This window comes from Pseudomonas sp. Choline-02u-1 (assembly GCF_002836515.1).
Lineage (GTDB): Bacteria > Pseudomonadota > Gammaproteobacteria > Pseudomonadales > Pseudomonadaceae > Aquipseudomonas.
The window spans coordinates 116,330-134,382 of the sequence record NZ_PJBC01000012.1 but is presented as its reverse complement, the minus strand read 5'-3'; the positions used below and the strand labels follow the sequence as shown (position 1 = coordinate 134,382).

General features: G+C 61.0%; 19 protein-coding genes. 8 read left to right on the top strand and 11 right to left on the bottom strand.

The window, feature by feature from the left end:
• Positions 1 to 159 precede the first annotated feature (159 nt).
• Together CXF97_RS09975 and CXF97_RS09970 are read right to left on the bottom strand one after the other, a co-directional pair.
• Positions 160 to 792: a TetR family transcriptional regulator gene (locus CXF97_RS09975; RefSeq protein ID WP_101158356.1), complete on the bottom strand. Its 633-nt coding sequence runs from the start codon at positions 790 to 792 to the stop codon at positions 160 to 162.
• A gap of 153 nt (positions 793 to 945) precedes the next feature.
• A complete protein-coding gene (locus CXF97_RS09970) occupies positions 946 to 1,329 on the bottom strand; it encodes a hypothetical protein (protein ID WP_041480705.1) in 384 nt (127 codons plus the stop codon).
• A 383-nt stretch (positions 1,330 to 1,712) separates the two neighbouring features.
• Between CXF97_RS09970 and CXF97_RS09965 the strand changes: the two genes are divergently transcribed.
• Positions 1,713 to 3,788, top strand: a complete 2,076-nt coding sequence (locus CXF97_RS09965; RefSeq protein WP_101158355.1) for an AsmA family protein — start codon at positions 1,713 to 1,715, stop codon at positions 3,786 to 3,788.
• Between the two features lie 101 nt (positions 3,789 to 3,889).
• Here CXF97_RS09965 and CXF97_RS09960 read toward each other — a convergent pair whose 3' ends face one another.
• A complete protein-coding gene (locus CXF97_RS09960) occupies positions 3,890 to 4,420 on the bottom strand; it encodes a bacterioferritin (protein WP_039756965.1) in 531 nt (176 codons plus the stop codon).
• Between the two features lie 227 nt (positions 4,421 to 4,647).
• On the opposite strand from CXF97_RS09960, the gene CXF97_RS09955 reads away from it, so the two are divergent.
• Positions 4,648 to 5,526, top strand: coding sequence for a triacylglycerol lipase (locus CXF97_RS09955; protein ID WP_101158354.1), 879 nt, complete (start codon positions 4,648 to 4,650; stop codon positions 5,524 to 5,526).
• Between the two features lie 18 nt (positions 5,527 to 5,544).
• Here CXF97_RS09955 and CXF97_RS09950 read toward each other — a convergent pair whose 3' ends face one another.
• Positions 5,545 to 6,432, bottom strand: coding sequence for a DMT family transporter (locus CXF97_RS09950; RefSeq protein WP_101158353.1), 888 nt, complete (start codon positions 6,430 to 6,432; stop codon positions 5,545 to 5,547).
• 96 nt (positions 6,433 to 6,528) lie between these two features.
• On the opposite strand from CXF97_RS09950, the gene CXF97_RS09945 reads away from it, so the two are divergent.
• From CXF97_RS09945 to CXF97_RS09935, 3 genes are all read left to right on the top strand, one after another.
• Positions 6,529 to 7,323, top strand: coding sequence for a helix-turn-helix transcriptional regulator (locus CXF97_RS09945; RefSeq protein ID WP_101158352.1), 795 nt, complete (start codon positions 6,529 to 6,531; stop codon positions 7,321 to 7,323).
• Positions 7,324 to 7,386: 63 nt separating this feature from the next.
• Positions 7,387 to 7,692: a PsiF family protein gene (locus tag CXF97_RS09940; RefSeq protein ID WP_039756973.1), complete on the top strand. Its 306-nt coding sequence runs from the start codon at positions 7,387 to 7,389 to the stop codon at positions 7,690 to 7,692.
• Positions 7,693 to 7,861: 169 nt separating this feature from the next.
• On the top strand, positions 7,862 to 8,875 hold the full coding sequence (locus tag CXF97_RS09935; protein ID WP_101158351.1) for an AI-2E family transporter: 1,014 nt from the start codon (positions 7,862 to 7,864) through the stop codon (positions 8,873 to 8,875).
• A 134-nt stretch (positions 8,876 to 9,009) separates the two neighbouring features.
• On the opposite strand, the gene CXF97_RS09930 is transcribed toward CXF97_RS09935, so the two are convergent.
• Positions 9,010 to 10,284 carry an Hsp70 family protein gene (locus tag CXF97_RS09930; protein ID WP_101158350.1) on the bottom strand — a complete coding sequence of 425 codons (1,275 nt, stop codon included), beginning with the start codon at positions 10,282 to 10,284 and terminating at the stop codon, positions 9,010 to 9,012.
• A 292-nt stretch (positions 10,285 to 10,576) separates the two neighbouring features.
• On the opposite strand from CXF97_RS09930, the gene CXF97_RS09925 reads away from it, so the two are divergent.
• The 3 genes from CXF97_RS09925 (at position 10,577) to CXF97_RS09915 (ending at position 13,410) form a co-directional block, all read left to right on the top strand.
• Positions 10,577 to 11,518, top strand: coding sequence for a DnaJ C-terminal domain-containing protein (locus CXF97_RS09925; protein ID WP_101158349.1), 942 nt, complete (start codon positions 10,577 to 10,579; stop codon positions 11,516 to 11,518).
• 23 nt (positions 11,519 to 11,541) lie between these two features.
• Entirely contained in the window at positions 11,542 to 11,847 is a 306-nt protein-coding gene (locus CXF97_RS09920) for a chaperone modulator CbpM (RefSeq protein ID WP_101158348.1), read from the top strand.
• A 153-nt stretch (positions 11,848 to 12,000) separates the two neighbouring features.
• Positions 12,001 to 13,410, top strand: coding sequence for an SET domain-containing protein (locus tag CXF97_RS09915; protein ID WP_101158347.1), 1,410 nt, complete (start codon positions 12,001 to 12,003; stop codon positions 13,408 to 13,410).
• 57 nt (positions 13,411 to 13,467) lie between these two features.
• On the opposite strand, the gene ureC is transcribed toward CXF97_RS09915, so the two are convergent.
• The 6 genes from ureC to CXF97_RS09885 form a co-directional block, all read right to left on the bottom strand.
• On the bottom strand, positions 13,468 to 15,168 hold the full coding sequence (gene ureC, locus CXF97_RS09910) for an urease subunit alpha (protein ID WP_101158346.1): 1,701 nt from the start codon (positions 15,166 to 15,168) through the stop codon (positions 13,468 to 13,470).
• A 158-nt stretch (positions 15,169 to 15,326) separates the two neighbouring features.
• Positions 15,327 to 15,635, bottom strand: coding sequence for an urease subunit beta (locus tag CXF97_RS09905; protein ID WP_101158345.1), 309 nt, complete (start codon positions 15,633 to 15,635; stop codon positions 15,327 to 15,329).
• A complete protein-coding gene (locus tag CXF97_RS09900) occupies positions 15,632 to 16,168 on the bottom strand; it encodes a GNAT family N-acetyltransferase (protein WP_101158344.1) in 537 nt (178 codons plus the stop codon). The genes CXF97_RS09905 and CXF97_RS09900 overlap by 4 nt, the downstream gene beginning before the upstream one ends.
• A gap of 5 nt (positions 16,169 to 16,173) precedes the next feature.
• Positions 16,174 to 16,707 (bottom strand): GNAT family N-acetyltransferase, encoded by a 534-nt coding sequence (locus CXF97_RS09895; RefSeq protein ID WP_101158343.1) that lies wholly within the window; start codon positions 16,705 to 16,707, stop codon positions 16,174 to 16,176.
• A 9-nt stretch (positions 16,708 to 16,716) separates the two neighbouring features.
• The gene (gene ureA, locus CXF97_RS09890) at positions 16,717 to 17,019 is read right to left on the bottom strand and encodes an urease subunit gamma (RefSeq protein ID WP_042608931.1); all 303 of its coding nucleotides are present in this window, start codon (positions 17,017 to 17,019) and stop codon (positions 16,717 to 16,719) included.
• A gap of 154 nt (positions 17,020 to 17,173) precedes the next feature.
• Positions 17,174 to 18,013 carry an urease accessory protein UreD gene (locus tag CXF97_RS09885; protein WP_101158342.1) on the bottom strand — a complete coding sequence of 280 codons (840 nt, stop codon included), beginning with the start codon at positions 18,011 to 18,013 and terminating at the stop codon, positions 17,174 to 17,176.
• Positions 18,014 to 18,053: the final 40 nt, after the last annotated feature.

Sequence of the window (18,053 nt, the reverse complement as noted above, 5' to 3'; positions counted from 1 at the left end):
CACCCCTCTCACCCTAGAGTTTATTCCTAGATCAAGACACAAGCGGGCTCGCTCGCGAAGGCAGTGGGTCAGTTGATTAATCAAGGTGACTGGCATGACGCCTTCGCGAGCAAGCCCGCCCCACAGTTGGAGGCTTGGGTGTCAATGGTGGAGAAGGGACTACTCGGTACTGCCCAGGCCCTGCCAATGTTTGAGGCCGATGAAGATGAAGCGCAACTGCTGGGTGATCTTCGCTTGCGGGGTCAGATGCTCGGGCAGGGCTTCGGCCGGCGGGTCGATGATGTCTGGCAGGGTGGCGAATACTGATTTGACGATCAGGTCGGCCATCACGCTCAGACCGGCGATGTCCAGATGTTGCAGCTTGGGCATCAGCGCCAGGTCTGCAGCGAGGTCGGCGCTGATGTTTTCGCGCAGGCGCCCGATCGCCTGACGTACCGGCAGTGAGCCGCCGTACTGTTCGCGGGCGAGAAACAAAAATTGCGAGCGGTTGGCGTTGACCACATCAAGGAAGATGCGCACCGAAGCGTCGATGATGCCGCCCATGACGAATTCGTTGTGACGCACCAAGCGAATGGTCTCGCGGAAGGTCTGGCCGACTTCGCTGACCAGCACCAGCCCCAACGCGTCCATATCGGCGAAGTGACGGTAGAAACCGGTGGGCACGATGCCGGCGGTCTTGCTCACTTCGCGCAGGCTCAGGCTGCCGAATCCTCGGCCGCTTTCCATCAGGTGGCGGGCAGCGTCCATCAGGGCATTGCGGGTCTGTTGTTTCTGTTCGGCGCGGGGCAGCATCGCAAGGTGTGTTCTTCGGCAGGACAAGCGCCGCACTCTAGCAAATCGGCTTTGTCGGCGTCGAACGGGGAGTCGTGCAGGGAGGGTTTACAGAAGTTGAAAAGTCAAAAGCCCAATCCGCCGATTGGGCTTTTTTGCCGGGCCGTCATGGGCTCAGCTCACAGCGCTGTTGCGTTCGATGACACGGTCACCGCCACCTTCGGCGAGGGCTTGACCTTGTGGGGTCTTGTCGTAGCCGTCTTCTACCAGGCCTTTTTCTTCGAGACGGTTGCGGCCGTTTTCAGCCAGGGTCTGGCCTTGTGGGGTTTTGTCATAGCCATCTTCAGCCAGGGTCTGGCCTTGTGGGGTTTTGTCGTAGCCATCTTCAGCCAGGGTCTGGCCTTGTGGAGTTTTGTCGTAGCCGTCTTCAGCGAGCGTCTGGCTGAACACCGAGTGGCTGTCTTTGACTTGTGGAGTCGCCTGATCGGCAGCGGGCAGAGCGAAAGCAGTGCTGGCTAGCATCGACAGGGTAAGGCTGAGCAGTAATTGACGTTTCATGATGGTGGCTCCTTGGGAGGGCGATAAAGTGGGTACGAAGGCAATGCTACTCTCGATAAGTCGATATAAAAGTTCATAAACGCAATGGTAATAATCAACAGAATTGATTGTTCCGTGCGAAGGCTCTAGCCCGCGCCTTTGCGGGCGACGGTTTTGCACCGTCGTGGGTATTTTCGACTCACTCGCGCCTCGCAAAAGTGCGGGTCGCGGTAACACTGCTCGACCGATCGGTCAGGTTTGCCGGGCTTTTTATGGCTTAAACTGCCTTTCGATTAAACCTGCGGGCCTTTCGCCAGTCACAGACTGCACAGGGGCCGCTTCGGTCTGCCGTTTCAGCTGTGCGTCGGGTAATCGGCGTGCGGTCGTGATCAGGAGCTTTGTGCATGACGCGCACTGGAAAAATCTTCAGCTGGACCTTCGCCATCGTTGCGCTGCTGCTGGCAGCCTTGATTCTGATCATCGTGTTTTTCGACTGGAACCGGATCAAACCGACCATCAATGCCAAAGTCTCGGAAGAGCTGCATCGGGCGTTTGCCATCAATGGCAACCTCGCGGTGATCTGGCGGCGCGAGCCGGAAGAAGGCGGCTGGCGCGCCTGGGTGCCGTGGCCGCACGTGGTCGCCGAGGACTTGAGCCTGGGCAACCCGGACTGGTCGAAACAACCGCAAATGGTCACGCTCAAGCGCGTCGAGTTGCGCATTTCGCCGCTGGCCCTGCTGGCGCAGCGCGTAGTGATTCCGCGCATCGACCTGACCGAGCCGAACGCTGAGCTGCAACGTCTGGCCGATGGCCGCGCCAACTGGACGTTCAAGTTCGATCCCAAAGACCCGAACGCCGAACCGTCGAACTGGGTGGTCGACATCGGCGCGATCGGTTTCGACAAGGGCCATGTGACCCTCGACGATCAGACCCTGAAAACCAATCTCGACGTGCTGATCGACCCGCTCGGCGAGCCGATTCCGTTCAGCGAAATCGTCGGCGACAAAGCGGCGAAAACTGCCCAAAACAAGGGCGGCGCCCCGCAGGATTACGCCTTTGCACTTAAGGTCAAAGGCCAGTACCACGCGCAGAACCTCACCGGGCAGGGCAAGATCGGCGGGCTGTTGGCGTTGCAGGACGCAAACAAACCGTTTCCGTTACAGGCTCAGGCGAAGATTGGCGACACGCGTATCGAACTGGCCGGCACCCTGACTGACCCGCTGAATCTCGGCGCTCTCGACCTGCGCTTGAAACTCGCTGGCGACAGTCTCGGCAATCTTTACCCGCTGACCGGCGTGACCCTGCCGGACACACCGCCGTATTCCACTGACGGCCACCTGATCGCCAAGCTGCATGACGCGGCCGGGGCGAAATTCACTTATGAAAAATTCAACGGCAAGATCGGCGACAGCGACATCCACGGCGACCTGACCTACGTGGCCAGCCAGCCACGGCCGAAACTCACGGGTGCGCTGCTCTCCAATCAACTGCTGTTCGCCGACCTTGCACCGTTGATCGGGGCTGATTCCAACACCGAGCAAAAGGCCCGTGGCGGCGCGAGCAAGCAACCGGCGGATAAAGTCCTGCCGGTCGAAGAGTTCAAGACCGATCGCTGGCGCGCCATGGATGCCGACGTCGAGTTCACCGGCAAGCGCATCGTCCACAGCGCGAAGCTGCCGTTCAACGACCTCTATACCCACCTGAAACTCAACGACGGCGAACTCAGCCTGGAGCCGCTGCGCTTTGGCGTCGCTGGCGGCACGCTGGATGCGCAGATCCGCCTCAATGGCCGCACCGAACCGCTGGAAGGCCGGGCGCGCTTGACCGCACGCAAATTCAAACTCAAAGAGCTGTTCCCGACCTTCGAGCCGATGAAAACCAGTTTCGGTGAGCTCAACGGTGATGCCGATATCAGCGGGCGGGGCAACTCCGTGGCGAAGCTGCTCGGCGGCGCCAACGGTAATCTGAAGATGTTGATCAACGACGGTGCGATCAGCCGTGAGCTGATGGAACTGGCCGGGCTCAATGTCGGTAACTACGTGGTCGGCAAGATCTTTGGCGACAAGGAAGTGAAGATCAACTGCGCGGCGGCGGACTTCGACATCACGACCGGTCTGGCCACCACGCGGCTGTTTGTCTTCGATACCGAGAACGCGATCATCTACATCGATGGCACGGCGAACATGGCCACCGAGCAACTCGACTTGACCGTCACTCCGGAATCCAAGGGCTGGCGTTTGATCTCGCTGCGCTCGCCGCTGTATGTGCGCGGCAAGTTCATCAAGCCGGATGCCGGTGTCAAAGCGGTGCCGCTGATGCTGCGCGGCGCGGGGATGGTTGCATTGGGCGTGATTGCCGCACCGGCGGCGGGACTGCTGGCGCTGGTCGCGCCTAGCGGTGGCGAGCCGAATCAGTGTGCGCCGTTGCTTGAGCAGATGAAGCAGGGCAAGGCACCGGTGACCGTCAAACCCAGCAAGTAAGCAGGGCAGAAGCCAAAGATCGCAGCCTTCGGCAGCTCCTACAGGGGAATGCATTCCAACTGTGGGAGCTGCCGAAGGCTGCGATCTTTTGCTTTTAAGGGTTACAGGTCGTTGAGGATGTCCGCCATATCGTCGGCGTGCTCTTCTTCCTGGGCGAGGATGTCTTCGAAGATGCGGCGGGTGGTCGGGTCCTTGTCACCGATGTACTGGATGATTTCGCGGTAGCTGTCGATGGCGATGCGCTCGGCCACCAGGTCTTCGTACACCATTTCCTTGAGCGAATTGCCGGCCACGTACTGCGCGTGGGACAGCTTGCTCAGCAGGTCGGGATTGAACTCCGGCTCGCCGCCCAGTTGCACGATGCGTTCGGCGAGGCGATCAGCATGCTCGGCTTCCTGATTGGCGTGTTCGAGGAATTCATCGGCGGCGACATTGGCTTTCAGGCCGTTGGCCATGAAGTAGTGGCGCTTGTAGCGCAAGGTGCACACCAGCTCGGTGGCCAGCGACTCGTTGAGCAAGCGCAGTATTTCTTCACGGTTCGCGTTGTAGCCCTCGGTGACCGCGCCGTTTTCCACGTGTTGCCGCGCACGTTCACGCAGGGTTTGAACATCAGACAAATGCAGGTCACTCATTTCATTCTCCTGGAGGCTAATCCGATAAGCGCCACGTTCTGAAGACGCGGTCGCTACCCAGGGTGTGAGTCTTGAGCGAAGCGAAAGTTTTATGCGATTTGCCGCGCCACCGTGGCCGGGAGCGATACTTGAAGCAGGCTGATTGTTGAGTTGTCACCGTCATGGTGGATGCTTGGCGGGCGTCTTGCAGATCAAGTGTTCACTCACCGCGCACAAGGATGTAACCCATGTCGACACGTTATCCACTGGTGCTGGTGCCAGGCATGCTCGGCTTTGTCCGGCTGGTGCTTTACCCGTATTGGTTCGGCATCATCAAGGCCTTGCGCCGTGGTGGTGCGACGGTGATTGCGGTGCAGGTCTCGCCGCTCAACTCCACCGAGGTGCGCGGTGAGCAGTTGCTGGCGCGGATCGAGGAAGTCCTGCGCGAGACCGGGGCGCAAAAAGTCAACCTGTTCGGTCATAGCCAGGGCGCGCTGACCGCACGGTATGCGGCGGCGAAGCGTCCGGATCTGGTCGCCTCGGTGACCTCGGTGGCCGGGCCGAATCAGGGCTCTGAACTGGCCGATTATCTGGAAAAGCACTATCCCGCCAACAGCGCCAAGGGTCGCTTGCTCGAAGCGTCGCTGCGCCTGATCGGCTGGCTCATGGCATTGCTCGACACCGGGTATCACGGGCCGAAACTGCCGGTGGATATCCACGCCTCCCACCAATCGCTGACCACGGCGGGCGCCGCCTTGTTCAATCAGCGTTATCCGCAGGGGCTGCCGCAAACCTGGGGTGGGCAGGGGCCGGAAGAGGTCAACGGTGTGCGTTACTACTCCTGGTCGGGGACGCTGCAACCGGGCAAGACCGATCGGGGCGGCAATCTTGTCGACGGGACGAATCGCAGTTGTCGGTTGTTCGCCAGAACCTTCGTCCGCGAGCGAGGGCAGTGCGATGGCATGGTCGGCCGTTATAGCTCGCATCTGGGCACGGTGATCGGTGATGACTATCCGCTGGATCATTTCGACATCGTCAATCAGTCGCTGGGGCTGGTGGGCAAGGGCGCGGATCCGGTGCGGTTGTTTGTCGAGCATGCGGCGCGACTGGCGGCAGCTGGTTTATGAAAGCACGATCTTTTTCAATCAGGGGACGCTGATCCGGCGGCCCAGCACCGTGGTCCAGCGCTCCGACAAAACTACCCCACCCAAGGTCAACAACCCGCCCACCAGGTGATACATCGCCAACCGCTCCTTCAACACCACTGCCGCAATCAACGCGGTAATCAGTGGCAGCAGGTTGAAAAACAACGTCGTCCGACTCGGTCCCAGCCGCTGCACTGCTTGCATCCACGCCAGCGGTGCGACCATTGAAGCCAGTAGGCACGCGTACAGCACCAGCGGCACGTTATGCAGGTTCAGCCCGGTCTTCGGCGAAACCGCAAACAGCGGAAACAACACCACAATCGCCACCAGCACCTGCAAATACAGCAACACCAGCGGCGGCAAACGCAGCTGCCACTTTTTCAACAGCGTGCTGTAGACCGCGTAGGCCAGCGTCGCGATCAGCATCATCGCATCGCCCAGATTGACCCCATGTTGCAGCAGCGCACCGAGGCTGCCGGACGACACCACCACCAGCACGCCGGCAAACGACAGTACTGCGCCGACCAAGGCACCAGCGGTCAGGCGCTGGCCGAGGCTGATGATCGCCATCGCCAGCGACATCAATGGCATCAACGACAGGATGATGCCCATGTTGGTCGCGGTGGTCAGTGTTGCAGCGAAATAGGCGAGGCTCTGATACACCGCCATGCCGAGCACACCGAGAATGAAAATCCGCCGCAGATTTGGCCGAATCTGCGGCCAGTGCGCGATGACTTTCCTGAGCATGAATGGAGTGAACAGCACGCCGGCGAGCAGCCAGCGATAGAAGCCGATCTCGGCCGGAAAAATCGCTCCGACCGCCAGTTTGTTGATCACGGTGTTGCCGGCCCAGATGAAAATCGCCAGCAGGGGAAACGCGTATTGCATGAGACAAAACCAATACGTTGATGAAGCGCGATTATCCCTTGTCTGGATGCAGGCCTATACTGCAAAACGGACAACCCGCCTCTGCATTCGGACAGCATGAACAGCAAACACATCGATCTGCTCGATTTCAGCCAACTGCCCTCGGCGGTGTATTTCCGCTACGCCGATTTCACTGCCCACGAATTTGCCGCGCCGCACCGACACCCGTGGGGCACGCTCGAGTATGCGGCCCATGGCGTGCTGCACATGGATGTCGAGGGCAGCCGCTTCATGTCGCCGCCGCAATACGCGGTGTGGGTGCCACCCGAGGTCGAGCACAGTTTCTACAGCCATCAGCCGGTCAACTACCGCGCGGTATGCCTTGATTCCGACGTCTGCACGCGGCTGCCGACGCGCGCCTGCACACTGGCGATCAGCGACATTCTCAAAGCGATTCTCAAGGACTTCGCCGCCCGCGATGTAAAGATTCCCGAGCACGAGGCCGATCGGCGTCTGGCTCAGGTACTGGTCGATCAACTGCAACAGGCGCCGGTGCAGGAATGTTATCTGCCGTATGCAAGCAGTCCCGGCTTGCTGACGATTCTTGAAGCCTTGCAGGCCGAGCCCGGCAACAACCAACCCTTGGCGCATTGGGCCGCGCAAGTGCATGTCAGCGAGCGGACGTTGGCGCGCCAGTTCGTTCGTGAGCTGGGCATGAGCTTTGGTGAATGGCGCCAGCGCTTGCGTTATCTGGCGGCGATCGAAGCGCTGGAGACGTCGCGCTCGGTGCAGGAAATCGCTTTCGACCTCGGCTACAGCAGCGGCTCGGCGTTCATCGCCATGTTTGCCCGTCAAGCCGGATGCACGCCGGAGCAATACCGGCGCAGCCACCTTCAGGGCAGGAAGGTGTAACAAGCTTTGACTACACTGCGACAGAGGCCGCATCCATCGGTGCGGCAACAAGGAGAAAACTCCATGAAGATGTTGCGTGTGCCGTTGTTGATGATCGGGCTGCTCCTGTGTTCCCAGGGTTTCGCCGCCACGGCGCAACAGAACAAGATGACCACTTGCAATGCCGATGCGACTGCCAAAAGTCTGAAGGGCGACGAGCGCAAGGCTTTCATGAGCACCTGCCTGAAAGCGGCGCCTGCGGCCAACGATGGCAAGGTGCTGACGCCGCAACAGCAGAAGATGACCACCTGCAATGCCGATGCGAAAACCAAAGCGCTGACCGGCGATGCGCGCAAGGCATTCATGAGCGATTGCCTGAAGAAGAAATAAGATCAAAAGATCGCAGCCTTCGGCAGCTCCTCCATCAGATCGTGATTCTGTAGGCGCTGCCGCAGGCTGCGATCTTTGCGGCGCGACGACGACCCAGGGTCTGCGCTCGCTTCGGCACCGGATCGCTGGCAGACTGCCCATCCTTTCACGCCGTTCGTTTTGAGGCTGTATGCCAACGTTTTCTCAGCGTCATGTTGTGTTCTGGGTCAGTTGCATCATCATTTTTGGCGGTTTGCTGCTGGTGCTGCCGCTACGCCTGTTGCCGAGCCTGCTGGCCGGGTTGCTGGTGTTCGAGCTGGTCAACATGCTTACCCCGCAACTGCAACGGCTGATCGAAGGACGGCGTGCGCGCTGGTTGGCGGTGGCGCTGCTCGGCACGCTGGTCGTGAGCGTGCTGGCGCTGATTTTCGCCGGAGCCATCAGTTTCCTGTTGCACGAAGCAGAAAACCCCGGCGCCTCCCTCGACAAATTCATGGGCGTAGTCGATCGCGCGCGAGGGCAGTTGCCGCCGTTCATCGACGCCTATCTGCCGGCCAGTGCCGCTGAATTTCGCGTGGCGATCGGTGAGTGGGCGAGCAAACACCTGGCCGACCTGCAACTGGTCGGCAAGGACGCTGCGCACATGTTCGTCACCCTGCTGATCGGCATGGTCCTGGGCGCGATCATCGCCCTGCAGCGCATCCCTGACGTGACCAAGCGCAAGCCGCTGGCCGCCGCTTTGTTCGACCGTTTGCATCTGCTGGTGCAGGCGTTTCGCAATATCGTTTTCGCGCAGATCAAGATTTCCCTGCTCAACACCGTGTTCACCGGAATCTTCCTCGCGGTGATCCTGCCGATGTTCGGCATCAAGCTGCCGCTGACCAAAACCCTGATCGTGCTGACCTTCCTGCTCGGCCTGCTGCCAGTGATCGGCAACCTGATGTCGAACACGCTGATCACCATCGTCGGCCTGTCGCTGTCGATCTGGGTGGCGATCGCCGCGCTGGGCTACCTGATCGTTATCCACAAGCTCGAATACTTTCTCAACGCGCGCATCGTTGGTGGGCAGATCAGTGCCAAGTCGTGGGAGTTGCTCTTGGCGATGCTGGTGTTCGAAGCCGCGTTCGGCCTGCCGGGGGTGGTGGCGGGGCCGATTTATTACGCTTATCTGAAGAGTGAGTTGAAGCTGGGCGGGATGGTCTAACCGATGGATCTGTATTGCCTGATCGGGCGCCTTCGCGAGCGAGCCCGCTCCCACACCGGATTGCATTTCAACTCAAGGAATGCGATCGAATGCAAGAGCGGGCTTGCTCGCGAAGGGCGCGCTGCTGATTTGGATCAGTTCATGACGCCATAGCGCTTCATGGCTTCAATCGCCAGGCCGCTGCCGATGCTGCCAAATATATTCCCCTCGACATGCCGCGCGTTCGGCAGCATCGCCGAGACGCTGTTGCGCAGGGCCGGGATGCCGCTGGAACCACCCGTGAAAAACACCGTGTCGACCTGATCGACCGCCACCCCAGCATCAGTCAACAACTGTGTAACGCTGCCGCGCACCCGCTCCAGCAGTGCTTCGATCGCCGATTCGAACAACGCGCGGCTCAGCTCGACGCTCAGCCCGGCCTCGATGCGATCCAGCGGCACGTGGCGGCTGTCGGTGTGGGTCAGCTGGATCTTGGTTTCTTCGACTTCCATCGCCAGCCAGTGCCCGGCGCGCTGTTCGATCAGCTTGAACAGGCGATCGATGCCGCCGGTGTCTTCGATGTCATAGCGCATGCTGCCCAGCGCCAGGGTGGACTTCTGCGAGTACACCGAGTTGATCGTGTGCCAGGTTGCCAGGTTCATGTGGTGGCTGGTCGGCATGTAGGCGCCGCTCTTCATCCGGCTGCCGTAGCCGAACAGGGGCATCAGGCCTTGCAGGCTGAGCTGTTTGTCGAAGTCGGTCCCGCCGATGTGCACGCCGCCAGTGGCCAGAATATCGTCGTGACGATTATCGACACCGCGCCGCTCGGGCGACAGACGCACCAGCGAGAAGTCGGAGGTACCACCGCCGATGTCGACGATCAGCACCAGCTCTTCTTTTTCGATGGTCGACTCGTAGTCGAACGCCGCCGCGATCGGCTCGTACTGGAACGACACGTCCTTGAAACCGATTTTGTGCGCCACTTCCACGAGTGTGTCTTCGGCCTCCTGGTCGGCGAGCGGATCGTCATCGACGAAAAACACCGGGCGACCCAGCACCACGTGCTCGAATTCCCGACCGGCGGCGGCTTCGGCGCGGCTCTTGAGCTGGCCGATGAACAGCCCGAGCAGGTCCTTGAACGGCATCGCCGTGCCGAGGACGCTGGTGTCGTGCTTGATCAGCTTGGAACCGAGCAGGCTTTTCAACGAGCGCATCAGCCGGCCCTCGTAGCCTTCCAGATACTCGTGCAGCGCCAGACGTCCGTAGACCGGGCGACGTTCCTCGATGTTGAAGAAGACCACCGACGGCAGGGTGATCTTGTCGTCTTCCAGCGCAATCATGGTGTCCATGCCGGGGCGCAGCCAGCCGACGGTGGAGTTGGACGTGCCGAAGTCGATGCCGCAGGCACGGGCTGGAGAGGCGTCTTTCATGTCTTTCGGTTCCGGTCAAAAAAACGGCCGCGCAGTGTATGTCAGTGCGCGGCAGATTCGAAGGCCGGTCATCTGCTATTTCGCATCCCGGTTGCCTTGAAACCTCGCGGTTCGCCCCAAACTTGCTGGCATGGGCCGGCAGATACATCGGCGGTCAACAGAACCGCCGTCCACTGCCGATAAACTTCTGCGGCGCCACCCGGTCACAACCATGAGATCGGTCAACCCGGCACGCGCCAATCGGGCGCACGCTGGTCTCGGCGCGAAATCGATAACGGATGGTGATCCTTCAATGGACTTCAAAGACTATTACAAGATACTCGGCGTGGAGCCGACAGCCGACGACAAGGCCATCAAGGCGGCCTATCGCAAGCTGGCGCGCAAATACCACCCCGATGTCAGCAAGGAAAAAGACGCCGAGGCCAAGTTCAAGGACGCCTCGGAAGCCTATGAAGCACTGAAAAGTGCCGACAAGCGCGCCGAATACGACGAACTGCGCCGTTACGGCCAGCACGGTCAGCCGTTCCAGGGCCCACCGGGCTGGCAAAGCCGTGGCGGTTTCGGCGGCGGTGCCGACACGGGCGACTTCTCGGACTTCTTCAGTTCGATCTTCGGCAATCGCGGCCCCGGTTTCGGTGGCGCCGAGAGCCGCCAATCACGCGGACGCCGAGGGCAAGACGTGGAAATGGAACTGCCGGTCTTCCTCGAAGAAACCCTGTCGAACGAATCGAAGAAAGTCACCTTCCAGGTGCCGCAATACAACGCGCACGGCCAGCACGTGAGCAACACCAGCAAGAGCCTGAACGTGAAAATTCCGGCCGGGGTGACCGATGGCGAGCGGATTCGCCTCAAGGGCCAGGGCGCACCGGGTATCGGCGGCGGAGCGAATGGCGATCTGTATCTGACCATTCGTTTTGCGCCGCACCCGAAATTCGATGTTGAAGGCGAAAACCTGATCATCACCTTGCCACTGGCACCCTGGGAACTGGCGCTGGGCGCTGAAGTGGCCGTGCCGACCCTGACCGGCAAGATCAACCTCAAGGTGCCGGCCGGCAGCCAGAACGGCCAGCGCATGCGCGCCAAGGGCCATGGCCTGCTGAACAAGGCCGGTGAGCGCGGTTATCTGTTCGTGCAGCTCAAGGCCGTGATGCCTAAAGCGTCCGACGATGAGGTCAAGGCGTTGTGGCAGGAACTGGCGAAAAAAGCCGCGTTCAACCCGCGAGAGAACTTCTGAACCCGACGAAGGAGTAGCCCGACATGAGCAGCCCCCTGATCGTTCAACTGGACCTGGCAGAATTCTGTGAGGCGGCCGATTTGCCGGACGTCTACGTGATCGAGATCGTCGAGCACGGCATCCTCGAACCTCAGGGCGGGCAGCCGCGCGATTGGCGCTTCACGGATTATGAACTCGCCCTGGCCAAACGCGCCGCCAAGCTGCGGCGCGAGCTGGAGCTGGAATGGGAAGGCGTCGCCCTGGCGCTGGACCTGCTCGAAGAAGTCCATGAACTGCGCGCGGAAAACCGTATGTTGCGCCAGCGTCTGGGGCGCTTGCTGGTCGAGTAGCGTCGCCATTCACGGTTATTGTTTGCACATGTTTCTCTGGTTTGAACCGGCTGAGCGGTCTGCTAGTTTGCGCTGAGGATCGGCAATGGACGCCGATTGACGTAGCGCCACTCTCACCGTGGCGCTGCGCAGTTCTTACAAGGAAATGTACACATGCCAGTCAAACCCAAACCACCAACGCCAGGCACGCCCCGTGTCGATGGGCCTCAGCACTCACGTACGCCTGTTGATTCGATCCCTCCCGGACCGGAAACCCCGCGCTTCACGCCCGACCCCGTCAGCCGCAGGATTGCGGGCGATGCGCCTGATTCGGCCGGCAGCACGGTCGACTCTTCGCACACGGCTACGACCCCAAGGGTGCAAGTGCATGCATCGACGTCCGCTTCCGCCCAAGCCGCCAGCGCCGACGTCCCCGCCCTGCAGCAGTACCTGATTCATCCGTCGGTCGTCTTGCCTGATGCCGATGCGCACGGCATTCGTACGTTCAAGGGCCGACACTATGCCGATGTTCAGGGTGGCGGCACGGTGTTGCTTGCCGTCGATGCGCAAACCGGGTTGCATAGGGCCCGGCTGGCAAGCGAAATGCAACCTTCGGGGCCGGTGTTGGCGCACGATCCAGCGAGCAACCATTGGTATCCTTTGCAGGATTTTGCAGTTTCCGCACCCCAGACGGTCATGCCGCGCAAGAGTCGCCGCTCACCTCGACGCAGCGACGATGAGTTCGAAATGGCCCTGGAGGAGCTGCCGCGCAATGACGACGGCGCGTCGGAGCAGTTCTATCTGGCCTCCGAATCGATGCCGATCAAACCGTACACGGCACACGAGCTGAACCTGATGCGCAGCGAAACGCGCTACTCATTCCTCGGTAATCAGCTCGGCACATACAACCGCGCCAACAATGGCAAATACCCGCTACGTGACGTTGCCGGCAGGCCCATCCGCATTCGGAAACTGCAGACCAAGGTGCGCTTCGAAAACGGTGACCAGTTCACCTCCGAACAGATCAAGCCCTACATCAAGCACGAAGGTTATGAGGATGTGGCGATGCTCTACGAAGAGAAGCTGCAATGGCGGGTGTTTACCGAAGCCGATGTACAAGTCCCCGGCGAAAAGGCCTTGATCGGCCAGTCGATGGTGGTGGCCAACCGGCGCATTGCCAAAGGCGAGACAATCGGCGTTTACGCAGGTGTCATCACACCTGCGAGGTTCGTGCATCCCCATGAACAGACCTTCAGCATGCTCGCCGGGGTGCGCTTGCAATATGGTCCGGGGCGAATGCTGCCCGACCCGCTGGCCATACTGGGCGACAACATCATTTCCCGAATCAACTCCAATTTCGAATACAACGAGGCCGGCAAGCCGATTCGCCAGGCACCGGGTGGCTATAACGTGGAAACCGTGCCTTTCGATATCGAGGCGCAGCAATGGGTAGGCGATAAACAGGTGACCCGCGACTTTATCCTCAACACGGTGTTCGCGTCGCAGGATATCCCGGCAGGCACCGAGCTGCGCCTGGATTACAACTACAGCGAACAGCAGATGTCATGGGCGTTTCCTGATTGATCAGGCAGCGCTGCCGGAGACGGACATGAGCGTCTGTAACCGGCAGCGCAACGGCCGTCAGAAAAGGAAGTAGCGCTGCGCCATCGGCAGGGTTTCCGCCGGCTCGCACCACAGCAATACACCGTCGGCCTTGACCTGATAGGTCTGCGGGTCGACGTCGATGTTCGGCAGATAATCGTTGTGGATCAGGTCGGTTTTCTGCACGTCACGGCAGCCTTTGACCACGGCGATCTTCTTCTTCAATCCCAGCGCTTCCGCCAACCCGGCCTCCTGCGCCGCCTGACTGATAAAGGTCTGGCTGGTGGCATGCAGCGAGCCGCCGTAACTGGCGAACATCGGACGGTAATGCACTGGCTGCGGGGTGGGAATCGAGGCGTTGGCGTCACCCATCAGGCTCGCGGCAATCGCCCCACCCTTGAGAATCAGCGTCGGCTTCACGCCAAAAAACGCCGGGCGCCAGAGCACCAGATCGGCCCACTTGCCGACTTCGATCGAGCCGACTTCATGGCTGATGCCATGGGTAATCGCCGGGTTGATCGTGTACTTGGCGATGTAACGCTTGGCGCGGAAGTTGTCGTTGCCCTCACCGTCCTGGGGCAGTGGGCCGCGCTGTTTTTTCATCTTGTCGGCGGTCTGCCAGGTGCGTGTGATGACTTCACCGACGCGGCCCATGGCCTGACTGTCGGAGCTGATCATCGAGAACGCGCCGAGGTCGTGGAGGATGTCTTCAGCGGCAATGGTTTCGCGGCGGATGCGGCTTTCGGCGAAGGCGACGTCTTCGGCAATACTCGGGTCGAGGTGGTGGCAGACCATCAGCATGTCGAGGTGTTCGTCGATGGTGTTGCGGGTGAACGGCCGGGTCGGGTTGGTCGAACTCGGCAGCACGTTGGGGAAACCGCAGGCCTTGATGATGTCCGGCGCGTGGCCGCCACCGGCACCTTCGGTGTGATAGGTGTGGATGGTGCGGCCCTTGAATGCGCCGAGGGTGGTTTCGACGAAGCCGGATTCGTTGAGGGTGTCGGTGTGGATCGCCACCTGCACGTCGTACTGATCGGCAACGTTGAGGCAGTTGTCGATGCTCGCCGGAGTGGTGCCCCAGTCCTCGTGCAGTTTGAGGCCGATGGCACCGGCCTTGACCTGTTCGATCAACGGCTCCGGCAGGCTGGCGTTGCCTTTGCCGGTGAGGCCGATGTTCATCGGGAAGGCATCGGCGGCCTGGAGCATGCGCGCCAGATGCCACGGGCCGGAGGTACAGGTGGTGGCGTTGGTGCCGGTAGCGGGACCGGTGCCGCCGCCGATCATGGTGGTGATGCCGCTCATCAACGCTTCTTCGATCTGCTGCGGGCAGATGAAGTGGATGTGGGTGTCGATGCCGCCAGCGGTGAGGATCATGCCTTCGCCGGCAATCACTTCGGTGCCGGCGCCGATGGCGATGGTCACGTTGGGCTGCACGTCAGGGTTGCCGGCCTTGCCGATCGCGGCGATGCGCCCGTCCTTGAGGCCGACGTCAGCCTTGACGATGCCCCAGTGGTCGATGATCAGCGCGTTGGTGATCAGCGTGTCGACCACTTCAGCGGCGAGCAACTGGCTTTGGCCCTGGCCGTCGCGGATGACTTTGCCGCCACCGAACTTCACTTCCTCGCCGTAGGTGGTGAAGTCCTTTTCGACCTCGATCCACAGCTCGGTGTCGGCCAGGCGCACCTTGTCGCCGACGGTGGGGCCGAACATGTCGGCGTAGGCGCTTCTAGAAATCTTCATGTGCTTGCCTTGGGATTCAATTGTTTTTGAGATCGCTCGCATAGCTCGCTATCGCAGCCTCGCTGCGCTCGACAGCTCCTACAGTCAGTGATCGGCTTGAGATCGAGTGACATTTGTAGGAGCTGCCGAAGGCTGCGATCTTTTCGGGGCGCCCCGGATCAGTCGAGTTCGCCCATGATGCGTCCGGCAAAGCCGAACACCCGGCGATGCCCGGCGTAATCGACCAGCTCGACTTCGCGGCTCTGGCCCGGCTCGAAGCGCACAGCGGTGCCGGCGGGAATGTTCAGACGCATGCCGCGACTGGCCGCGCGATCAAAAGTCAGCGCGTCGTTGGTTTCGAAAAAATGGAAGTGCGAACCGACCTGGATCGGCCGGTCGCCGCTGTTGGCGACCTTCAGGTTCACGGTGCGACGGCCGACGTTGAGTTCGATGTCGCCGGGCTGGATCCGGTATTGGCCAGGAATCATCGCTGGGCTCCTTGCAGGACTTTGTAATAGAGAGCGGTCGGGCGGTAGATGCCGTTCGGGTCGCAGGCGTAATCGGGAATTTCGCCGACGCGCACGTAGCCCAGCGCCTTGTAGAAATCTTCCGCCGGCGAGCCGGCCTCGGTGTCGAGATAGAGCATGCCGCGCTTGTGCTTGGGCGCTTCGAGTTCCAGCGCCTGCATCAGTTGCTGGCCGAGACCACGGCGGCGCGCGTGTTCGCGCACCAGCAGTTTCTGCACTTCGGCGCGGTTCAGACCATTGGCCTTCTGGCACAGGCCCAGTTGCACGCTGGCCAGTACCTGCTCGTCCTTCACCACCACCCAGAGCAGCGTGCTGCCCTTGTTGATGTTGTCCTGCACCTCATCGAAATACGCGCGCGCCTGGGCGGCATCGAGGTCGGCCATGAAGCCGACGCTGGCGCCGTAACCGACGGCGTCGAGCAGCAGATCGATCAGGCCCTGGCGATAGTGGGCAAAGCTCTCAGCATTGACGCGGCGCAACTGGGCGGCGTTCATCGACATCACTCCTTGTGGGCGTCCGGTGGCTGTGCGCCGGGGTTGAGGGCCAACTGCATGAAGGTCAGATCGAGCCAGCGGCCGAACTTGGTGCCCACTTGCGGCATCTGCCCGGTGATGCTGAAACCGGCACGCTCGTGCAGGCGGATCGAGGCAGCGTTGCCGCTTTCGATGGCGGCGACCATGACGTGTTTGCCGCAAGTGCGGGCGCGTTCGATCAGCGCGGTCATCAGTTGCGGGCCGAGGCCGTTGCCACGCTGATCGCTGCGCACGTACACCGAGTGTTCGACGGTGTGACGGAAGCCGTCGAACGGCCGCCAGTCGCCGAACGAGGCATAACCCAGCACTGCGTTTTCACGGTCGACAATCACCAGAATCGGGTACGCCTGCAACTGACGTGCGTCGAACCATGCCTGGCGATTGCCGAGGTCAACCGCTTGTTCGTTCCAGATCGCCGTGGTGTTGAGCACGGCATCGTTGTAAATGTCGCGGATCGCCGGCAGATCGGTCCGGGTTGCATCGCGAATCGCGTAAGTCATGGCGTGGCCTCAGACGATCGGCTGGTGAACGGTGACAAGTTTGGTGCCGTCGGGAAACGTCGCCTCGACCTGGATTTCCGGGATCATCTCCGCGATGCCTTCCATCACTTGTTCGCGGCTGAGCAGGGTGGTGCCGTAGTGCATCAGCTCGGCGACGGTCTGGCCGTCACGCGCGCCTTCGAGCAGCGCGGCGGAAATGTAGGCCATGGCTTCCGGGTAGTTGAGTTTCACGCCACGGGCCAGCCGCCGCTCGGCGACGAGGCCGGCGGTGAAGATCAGCAGCTTGTCTTTTTCGCGTGGGGTCAGGTCCATGGTTGGAATCCAATATCGGCAGTTAAGAATGATCAGGTCGATCGCGATCTGTAGGAGCTGCCGAAGGCTGCGATCTTTTGATCTTGCTGTTAAAGATCAAGATCAAAAGATCGCAGCCTCGTTTCACTCGTCAGCTCCTACAGGGCAATGCATTTCAGGTGTTCCAGATTCGGGGGGGCATGGCTTCGCGGCCCAGCAGCGCAGGCCTTAGCAGTCGCCATAAATCAATCAGCCAGGCGCGGGCGAGTAACGCTTCACCGGCCAGACACCGTGCCACCAGCAACCCCGGCAACTGCGTCAAGTCTCCACGCACTTCGTGCCCCAGCGAGCGGCAGCGCTCCAGCAACTCGGCGTCTATCTCACCGGTCACCAGCATCGTCGCAAACACCGGTTGCCCATCCAGGCCGATCGGCGAATCGAGTAAACCGTCCGCACCGACAATGCGCTGCCGTTCATGCCAGAGCAACCGACCATCGCGGCGAATATCCAGGTGCGCCTGAAAATGCCCGAGGTCAAAGCGCTCGCCACTGGCCGGCCTGCCCAGCGCCACGACATCCCAGTAGAACAGCCGCGCATCGCCTTCAAGGTCAATGGTTGTGCTCAGTTCAGCCTGCGCGGCGCTGTAGACGATGGTTTCCTGCGGCAGCCATTCCAGCGTCGCCCCGGCGGCTACCTGCAGATCGAGTTGCTGAAAAGCCGGGCCACCGGCGCGATACCACTTGGCGGCGCCGGGGCTGGTGATCTGCGCCCAGGCGTTGGCTTCGACGCGGGCGCTGATGTCGAGGCGATCACCGCCGGCAATCCCGCCCGGCGGATGGACGATGATGTGCTGACAGACCTCCGGGCCTTCGGCGTACAGGTGCTTTTGCACGCGCAATGGGCCGAGGTGCCGGCGCAGGGTCGGCCGTGTGCAATCGCCGAAGCGCGCGTAGGCCAGCTCCAGCTCGGCGTGCCAGCTCGGGGTAAACAGGGCAGGTGAGGCAAGTGAATTCATGATTTGTGATTATCGTTAGGAAGCTACAGATTAGACCGGC